Annotated in this window: 6 protein-coding genes and 1 pseudogene; 5 read left to right on the forward strand and 2 right to left on the reverse strand. The window is 46.9% G+C overall.

All coding sequences use genetic code 11. From position 1 onward, the window contains the following. Positions 1 to 187: 187 nt before the first annotated feature. The 4 genes from hrcA (at position 188) to lptC (ending at position 6086) form a co-directional block, all read left to right on the forward strand. Positions 188 to 1285 (forward strand): heat-inducible transcriptional repressor HrcA, encoded by a 1098-nt coding sequence (gene hrcA, locus QT974_RS26460; protein WP_333471387.1) that lies wholly within the window; start codon positions 188 to 190, stop codon positions 1283 to 1285. Between the two features lie 1095 nt (positions 1286 to 2380). Next, entirely contained in the window at positions 2381 to 3988 is a 1608-nt protein-coding gene (gene metG / locus QT974_RS26465; RefSeq protein WP_333471388.1) for a methionine--tRNA ligase, read from the forward strand. A gap of 90 nt (positions 3989 to 4078) precedes the next feature. Then, positions 4079 to 4684, forward strand: coding sequence for a LabA-like NYN domain-containing protein (locus tag QT974_RS26470; RefSeq protein ID WP_096831201.1), 606 nt, complete (start codon positions 4079 to 4081; stop codon positions 4682 to 4684). Between the two features lie 205 nt (positions 4685 to 4889). Beyond that, positions 4890 to 6086, forward strand: coding sequence for an LPS export ABC transporter periplasmic protein LptC (gene lptC / locus QT974_RS26475; protein WP_333471389.1), 1197 nt, complete (start codon positions 4890 to 4892; stop codon positions 6084 to 6086). A 120-nt stretch (positions 6087 to 6206) separates the two neighbouring features. Here lptC and QT974_RS26480 read toward each other — a convergent pair whose 3' ends face one another. Beyond that, positions 6207 to 6815, reverse strand: coding sequence for a Uma2 family endonuclease (locus tag QT974_RS26480; protein ID WP_333471390.1), 609 nt, complete (start codon positions 6813 to 6815; stop codon positions 6207 to 6209). Between the two features lie 164 nt (positions 6816 to 6979). Next, positions 6980 to 8428, reverse strand: coding sequence for a signal recognition particle protein (ffh, locus tag QT974_RS26485; protein ID WP_333471391.1), 1449 nt, complete (start codon positions 8426 to 8428; stop codon positions 6980 to 6982). Between the two features lie 356 nt (positions 8429 to 8784). Here ffh and QT974_RS26490 point away from each other — a divergent pair. Next, a pseudogene (locus QT974_RS26490) lies at positions 8785 to 8991 on the forward strand (type II toxin-antitoxin system HicA family toxin); the annotation flags it as partial.

Here is an 8991-nt window from a genome sequence, read left to right on the forward strand (position 1 = left end):
CAATAACCAATAACCAATAACCAATAACCAATAACCAATAACCAATAACCAATAAGCAGTAACAACTGACTTCTTCCTTCGCCTAAATCTGTTATCTTAAGTAAAGAACTCTGCCCGATCGCCCTTTTCGGACAAAGGTTTTCAATGGCTTTCAACTCTAAATTGTTACTCTGCTTAAATATTATTTGTGCGCGTTAACCTCACCGATCGGCAACAACACATCCTTTGGGCAACGGTTCGCCACTACATAGCAACAGCGGAACCCGTTGGCTCAAAAGCTTTGGTTGACGAATACAACCTCAGCGTCAGCCCAGCTACCATTCGCAATGCGATGGGGACTCTTGAAAAAGCTGGACTGCTATATCAGCCCCACACTTCTGCCGGACGAGTCCCCTCTGACTCCGGCTACAGAATTTACGTAGACCAGTTGATTCAGCCATCCGATACCCTCGCCCGCAAAGTGGAACAGGTACTAGACCAGCTCAATTGGTCGGACGGTCGCATGGATGGGGCACTCCGCGGCGCTGCTAAAATTCTGGCAACGATCAGCGGTTACATTGCCATGATCACGATACCGCAAACCAATATGGCTTGCTTGCGGCACTTGCAACTGGTGCAGCTAGAGGCCGGAAAGGTGATGCTGATCGTGGTGACTGATGCCTACGAAACTCATTCGGTGTTAGTACAGTTGCCGAAGCATCCAGATGGTAACTGGCCAGATGGCGAAATTGTCGATCGCGAATTGCAGATTTTGTCAAATTTTTTGAACAGCAAGTTACGCGGACGATCGCTCTCGGAACTCTCGGCTGTAGACTGGAGCGAGTTAGACCGGGACTTTGAACTGTACGCTGAGTGGATGGAAACCATGCTGGCTGCTTTGAGCAGCCGTCAAAGCAATCCCACCTACACGCGGATTCTGATCGGCGGTTTGGCAGAAGCGCTGCGCTTGCCGGAGTTTTCGCAGTTGCAGCAAGTTCAAACCCTAGTCCAACTGCTCGAACAAGAGCAGGAACTGCTTTGGCCTTTGATTTTTGAATCGCCGGAGTTGGACGCGCCCCGGAAGCGGGTAACGGTGCGTATTGGCTCGGAAAATTCCTTAGAACCAATTCGCGGCTGTACTCTGATTTCTTCAATTTACCGCCGGGGATCAGTGCCGATGGGTAGTGTTGGGGTTTTGGGGCCGACGCGGATGGTTTACGAAAATGCGATCGCCGTGGTGGAAGCTGCTGCGGATTATTTGTCCGAAGCTATGGGCGGAAATCGACTTAATTTTCCGGAAGGATAATATATTGTTATCAAAAATTTGGGTCTAAAACCCCGTCATGCGGCGAAGTGGAGGACGGCTTGGCTAGAAATGAGGTATAAGCCGACCGTACAATATAAGTAGTCGAGGTGAAACTCGCAATGCTAAGAGTGAAACAGTTGAGGACACACTTTTAGGCATAAACCGAGGGACAAACAGCAGCGAAAACTCTATAAACAGCTACCGATTAAAAAAAATAACATCCCACCACCAGAGAACCTAATAATTTGACGCAACACATAGGACTGGACACGCCCGAATGCTAGGCTCGTATCTAGCGTAGGTTTGCGGAGATTGACTCTCTGGGGTCACCAAGTTAAGCTCGTCAATTGGTGCGATCGCACGGTTGAAAGGTTTAAGGACTGCTCGCGAGTGGATGGAGAATCTTAAAGTTAATCAAAGATCCAAGAATCTCCGTGCGTTAACGCCCGGGAGTGTCAAATGCAGAATAATTCGATCGCCCTAAGCCTAACTACCTTGGGGTTTTATTGTTTTTGCTCTTTGGCACTGCCAACATCAAGAAACTAAGCTAGATTCACAACAAAAGTCTGCTTTCACGCTCTTGCTGCGACAACAAACTAAAGCATCGCCCCGGAGGAGATTTTTATAAAAAACCAGGTGGCCGCAGGAAGAATCGGAGCGGACAGGGACAGGAATTGCAGGCGGGAGGGGTTTGAGATCGCCAGCGGGGCGATCGGGCATTAACAAGAAGTTGTCGCCCAGCCCCTGTTAATCTGAGAGTTCCGCCGCTAAACTGAGGATTTTTGGTGCAAACCGGGTCGGCGATCCCGATTTTTGGGATCGCGGGTGCAAGCAATGAATTGAGGAGGCGGGATCGACGCTGTTAGGGCGCGCCAAGCCAGCAAAATGTCAAATTATTAAGACATTTTAGAGAGATCGTCAAAAAAATCTAAAAAAGATTAGTGTTGATCTGAAAGCTATATTTCTTTTGGAATAGCCCTAGTTAGACAATTGCCCAGAACTTGTAGCAATTTTGGCTTGATTGCTACTCCAGAAAAGATTTAAGCGCTGAGTTAAGATCGAAACTAAATTTAGGGAATTTTCTTTTACCATTCAATGAAATCGACTGATAAAACAAAGAATACCTTTGCCATAACAACGCCTCTGTATTATGTCAATGATTTGCCTCACGTTGGCAGCGCTTACACGACTATGGCTGCCGATGCCCTAGCCCGATTTGAGCGGCTGCGGGGCAAATCGGTGTTGCTGGTTACGGGGACGGACGAACACGGGCAGAAAATTCAACGCACGGCAGAGAGTTTAGGACGATCGCCCCAAGCTCACTGTGACCTAGTTGTTCCCGGATTTGAAGCGCTTTGGAAGCAACTCTCTATTCAGTACGATCGATTTATCCGCACAACTTCGCGGCGCCACGAGTACATTGTCAAAGAATTTTTCCAGCGCGTCTGGAACTCCGGCGACATCTACTTGAACCAGCAACAAGGCTGGTACTGTGTCTCCTGCGAAGAATTCAAAGAAGAACGGGATTTGCTACCGGGTAAGCGGTGTGCCGTGCATACCAGCAAGGAAGTTGAGTGGCGCGACGAGGAAAATTACTTTTTCCGCCTGTCGCGGTATCAAGACCAACTACTGGCATTGTACGCGGAACGCCCCGACTTCATCGCGCCGGAAAGTCGGCGCAACGAAGTCCTCAGCTTTGTCAATTCGGGACTGCAAGATTTTTCGATTTCTCGGGTGAATCTCGAATGGGGCTTGCCGATACCGGTTGACCCGAGCCACACCATTTACGTCTGGTTTGACGCTTTGCTGGGATACGTGACGGCTCTGCTCGATCCGGACAGCGACCCGATGTTAGAGAATGCTTTATCTAAATGGTGGCCGATCGACCTGCACTTGATCGGCAAAGATATTCTCCGCTTCCATGCCGTTTATTGGCCCGCCATGCTGATGTCAGCGGGTTTGTCGGTGCCGGGGCGCGTCTTCGCACACGGTTTTTTGACCAAAGATGGCAAGAAAATGGGAAAAACGGAGGGAAATACTTTAAACCCAGTCGAATTGGTCAATAAATACGGCGCTGATGCAGTTCGTTACTATTTCCTCAAAGAAATTGAATTTGGAGAGGACGGCGATTTTAACGAAACTCGGTTTATCAATATATTGAATGCTGAGCTAGCAAACGATCTGGGAAATTTGCTGAACCGCACCTTAAACATGGCTCGCAAATATTGCGGTGGCTTCGTGCCAAATGTGTCTGGGGAAAACATTTGGGGCGACAACCTGCTCAAGGGCATGAGCGTGGATTTGGGCGATCGAGTGGCGGGTTTTTACGAAGAGTTAGCTTTTAGTAAGGCTTGCGAAGCTGTGCTTGCATTAGTTCGAGCCGGCAACAAGTTTATTGACGTACAAGCACCTTGGACTTTGTATAAGCAAGGACAGTTAGAAAGTGTCCAACAAGTGCTATATTCTGTTCTGGAATCTGTTAGACTGGCATCTTACCTTTTATCGCCGATTATTCCCAATATCAGCACTGCTATCTATCAGCAGTTAGGTTTTTCAATTGACTTTAACGATCGAGTTACCGTTAATAGTTTAGCGACTTTTGCAGCTCATGCTGCCTGGGGCGCTTTACCGGCAAACCAAACTCTAGGGGAACCCCAACCAGTTTTTAAGCGACTCGAACTGCTGGAAACAGTAGCGTCATAGTTAGCAGCCAGGGCTCGGGGTGCTATAACAGATTACGAATTAGCACTTATTTGATTACCAATCTTTCATAAAAATTGAGGCATAACAATCATGTTGAATAGAATAGAAAGCAACGACCTTTTTACGCCGGAACAGGTGCTAGAAAATCGCGGTAGAGTGGCAATTTTTATTGATGGGTCTAATCTTTTTTACGCGGCTTTGCAGTTGGGAATTGAAATTGATTACACTAAGCTGCTGTGCCGTTTAACTGCGGGTTCGCGGCTGCTGCGCTCTTTTTTCTACACTGGTGTCGATCGCACGAACGAGAAACAGCAGGGGTTTTTGCTGTGGATGCGCCGCAACGGCTACCGCGTGATTTCTAAGGATTTGGTGCAGTTACCAGATGGTTCTAAGAAGGCAAACTTAGATGTAGAAATTGCTGTGGATATGATGGCTTTGGTTGGTTCATACGATACGGCGGTTTTGGTGAGCGGTGACGGCGATTTGGCTTATGCTGTGGATGCTGTGAGCTATCGCGGCGTGCGGGTTGAGGTGGTGAGTTTGCGATCGATGACGAGCGACAGTTTGATTAATGTAGCCGATCGCTATATCGATTTGGAAATGATTAAGGATGACATCCAAAAAACATCGCGCCCTAATTATGCTTACCGCCCATTGTCGGGTTTGAGCTTGATGGACGAACACGACGACAGATAGGGAATGGGGAATGGGGAATAGGGAATGGGGAATAGGGAATGGGTAATAGCTGATGGGTTGAGTAATTGAAAATTAGAAGTTAAAAATTTAGCTCAAGTATGACAGATTTTTGATTAGTGTTTTTAATTAGCCAATTACCAATTACTAATTACCAATTACCAATTATCAATGCTCAATGCCCTGTTTGCCCAATTATGAATTGCCAATGATTAATTTTAAATTCCAAAGTCCCCATTTCAAATCCCCAAAATTAATGCCGCTATTGTTAGCAGCAGTAATTTTGGGGATTAATGCTTGTGCGGCTCCGCAAGAGACTCAAAAGAACAAATTAGCTGAGGATCTCAAAACTGCTCAACAGTCAAACAGCAGTTTGACCTTAAATAAAGTAACCCTAGAACAAGCAAACGAAAAGGGTGAAACGTTCTGGAAAGTAAACTCAAAAAATGCCGTTTATAGCAAAGACCAAAAGACAGTTAACGTTCAGAAACCTGTTGGTAAATTGTTTCAGGACGGCAAAGAAATTTATGACATTCAGGGAGAAACTGGGCAGGTATTTCAGGAAGGAAATCAGGTTTTTCTCAAAGGTAATATAGTCGCAACTGACCTAAAAAATGGCGTGGTATTGCGGGGAAACGAGTTGGAGTGGCGGCCGAAGGAAGATGTTTTAGTTATCCGCAATAATTTGACTGGACAGAACAAACAAGTAACTGCTTCAGCCAAGGAAGCGCGGGTTTTCAGCAGAGCTAAGAGAATGGAATTATTCGGTTCTGTGGTGGCGAATGTTAAAGATCCAGATTTGCAATTGCGCACCGAGCATTTAGTGTGGTTTGTGGAGCAACAAAAGGTACATAGCGACCAACCGGCTCAAATTGACAGATACAAAGGTAAAACTGTAACAGATAGCGGTTTTGCCGACAAAGTAGATGTAGACTTAAAAACCAAGATTGCGACTCTGACGCAAAACGCTCAATTGATGCCATCAGACCCGCCGCTGCAAATAGAAAGCAGTTTGATGAGTTGGAATTTTCCGGCGCAAAATGTGGTTTCGCCGGGGCCTGTGAAGATTTTTCACCGCGTGGAAAAGGTGACGATGACTGGGGATACGGGGCGGGGAGATTTAGATAAAAAAATCTTTTATTTGACGGGGAATGTGGTAGGAATCGGCGAGAAGCGTCAATCTCAATTAAATACCGATCGCGTAACGTGGTATCTAACTAACCAGACTTTCGACGCCGAAGGAAATGTGGTTTACAAGCAACTAAATCCGGTGTTTAATTTGACTGGGCCGAAGGCTTCGGGAGAGCTTAAAAATCAAACTGTAATTGTCAAAGGTAACGGCGGTGGCGGCCAAGTTGTGACGGAGTTTGTGCCGGATGAGAATAAGGGAATTTTGGGGCAGTAGATGGGATTTGCAACCGCAGATGTTGGGAGATGGACGCTGATGAACGCAGATATAATTAAGATTAGATTTGGAACTCTCCTCGAGAGTGAGTAATTAACCGGCTTTGGGATCGAAAGCTATTTAACGCCAAACTCGCCTTAAATTCAACACAAATCCGGGCAATACATCTTCGCCAGACAACTCGGCTGGATTGACTAATATTTCTAATTCTGCTTGTTGTCTATAAATCTCTACCTGCCTGTTTTGCGGGTCAATTAACCAGCCCAATCTCGCCCCGTTGTCCATGTATTCCCGCATCTTGGTTTGGAGGGTGGAGAGACTATCGGAGGCCGATCGCAATTCTACTACAAAGTCGGGACACAGCGGAACAAAACCTTTGCGTTCTTTTGCAGTTAGCGCTTCCCAGCGAGCTCGACTCACCCAGGAAGCGTCGGGAGAACGGCGAGCACCATTAGGAAGGATGAATCCGGTAGAAGAGTCAAAACCTTCTCCTAAATCCTCGTGTGCTTCGCACCAGTTGCCTACTTGCGTACTGATACTGAGATTGCGATTGCCTGATTCTCCTCCGGTGGGTGGATTCACTATTAATTCTCCTTGTGATGTTCTTTCTAATCTCAAGTCGGGATTTGCCAATGCTAGGATATCGAATTGCTCGCCGGTGACGGTTAGGGCGATCGCATTTGGCAATTCTATAGAGATAGTTTCTGGTTGAGTAAATGTTTGTACCATATTCAATTCCAGGTTTTTTTAGATTGAACTCGGCAACAAGAAAAGAGTTAAATAAGAACTATCGCGGGGTGGGGCGGGTTTACGAGATTGTGTGTTTTAGGCAATTATTGTTGGTGAACCCGCCCTACAAATTTTTGACAATTGTGCAATATATTTGATGCTTTTTACAACTGTCCGAAACCTTTTTTAGGCTTATCTTTTTTCTTTTTCTTCTTCTGCTGGCCGCCCATATAGCCGCGACCAGGCTGCATTCCGCCAGGGCCGCCCATTCCTGGCATTCCGGGCATTCCCGGCAATCCTCCCATTCCTGTAAAGTTGCCTTGACTCATTTGCTGCATCATGGTGCGCATTTTTTGGAAGTCACTGACGAGTTTTGTTACGTCGTTTTCAGCGTAGCCGGCGCCTTTGCCGATGCGGCGGCGGCGGGATGGAGAACTTGCTAAAAGTTCGGGATTGCGGCGTTCTTCAGTTGTCATGGAATTAATCATGGCTTCGGTGCGTTTTAACTGCACTTCGCCTTGCCGCATTTGTTCGTCGGAGAGTTTGTTCATCCCCGGAATCATTTTCATGATGCCGCCGAGGGAACCCATGTTTTTTAACAGTCTGGTTTGCTTGAGAAAGTCGGTAAAGTCAAACTTTGCCGTGAGCATTTTCTCTTGCATCTTTTCGGCGTCGGCGATGTCGAATTCTTCTTGCGCTTTTTCGACTAGCGTCAAGACATCGCCCATACCGAGAATTCTCGATGCCATGCGATCGGGATAAAATGGTTGCAATGCTTCCACTTTTTCGCCAACACCGACAAATTTAATCGGCGCGCCGGATATTTGCCGCACGGATAGGGCTGCACCGCCGCGGCTGTCTCCGTCTAATTTGGTTAAGATGGCGCCGGTAATACCGATTTGTTCGTGAAAGGTGCGGGTTAAATTTGCTGCTTCTTGGCCGGTCATGGCATCAACAACTAACAGCGTTTCGTGGGGTTGTACTGTTTGTTTGATGCGAAGCAATTCGGCCATCATGTCTTGGTCGATTTGCAGGCGGCCTGCTGTATCGACGATGATTGTATCGACGCCTAGTTGTTTGCCGTGTTCGATGCCTTGGCGGGCAATTTCTACGGGGTCAGTATCAGTGCCTAATTCAAATACTGGTACGTCGATTTGTTTGCCGAGGGTGAGCAATTGGTCGATCGCAGCAGGTCGATAAATGTCCGTGGCGACTAGCAGTGCGGTAAGATTTTGCTTGCGGAGGTGCAGGGCTAGTTTGGCGGTAGCTGTGGTTTTCCCGGTTCCTTGCAAACCAGCCATCAGGATGACGGTGGGCCCGGACTCGGCGGTGGCGAGGGGTACGTTGGTTTCCCCCATGACGCGCACGAGTTCGTCGTGGACGATTTTGATGAATTGTTGGTCGGGACGGACGCCTGTAACGACTTCTGCGCCTTGTGCTTTGGCCGTTACCTCTGCGACGAAGTTTTTGACGACTTGGAGGTTGACATCGGCTTCCAGGAGGGCGCGGCGGACTTCTTTGATGGCGTCTTGGATGTTGGATTCGGAGATTTTATTCTGTCCGCGCAGTTTTTTCCAGGTGGATTCGAGTCGATCGGCAAGGGCTTCAAACATAGGGCTTTGTTGGCTAGTCAGTCTTTTTCATTTTAGGGCTAAACGGGGATGTTTGGATTAATGTTTTGGTAAAAGTTAGATTTTTTATTTTTTAACCGCTGATGAACGCGGATTAACGCTGAAACTACTTCAAATTCATGTAGTAGGGTACGTTTGGACGGGTGCATCCCAATGAGTGTAAGGGCGAAGCATTCCGGCAGACAATTTATTAGTTATAAGCAGAGATTTACTGCCGGAATGCTTCGCCCCTACGAAGATATTTGCAAAACTGAGATGCACCCCGTTTGGACAAACCCTACTTTCTGGAATATGATTAAAGTATTTTCGTCACGTAGCCACAATTTTAATGTCTGTTTATGCCCAAAAAGATTCGGGAACTCAAAAGCCTGCTGCTAAAAGCTGGGTTTACTTATCGTTCGGCAAAAGGCAGCCATACAAGATGGGTTCATCCTTTACTACTATCATGAACCAATTACCATTGCTGGAAATGATGGCGATGATGCAAAATTGTATTTAGAGAGAGAAGTTAATCGAAAAATTGGAATATTGAAAGCAATTGAAGA

Origin of the sequence: Microcoleus sp. BM001215392 (genome assembly GCF_036700185.1) — a bacterium.
Classification (GTDB): domain Bacteria; phylum Cyanobacteriota; class Cyanobacteriia; order Cyanobacteriales; family Microcoleaceae; genus Microcoleus.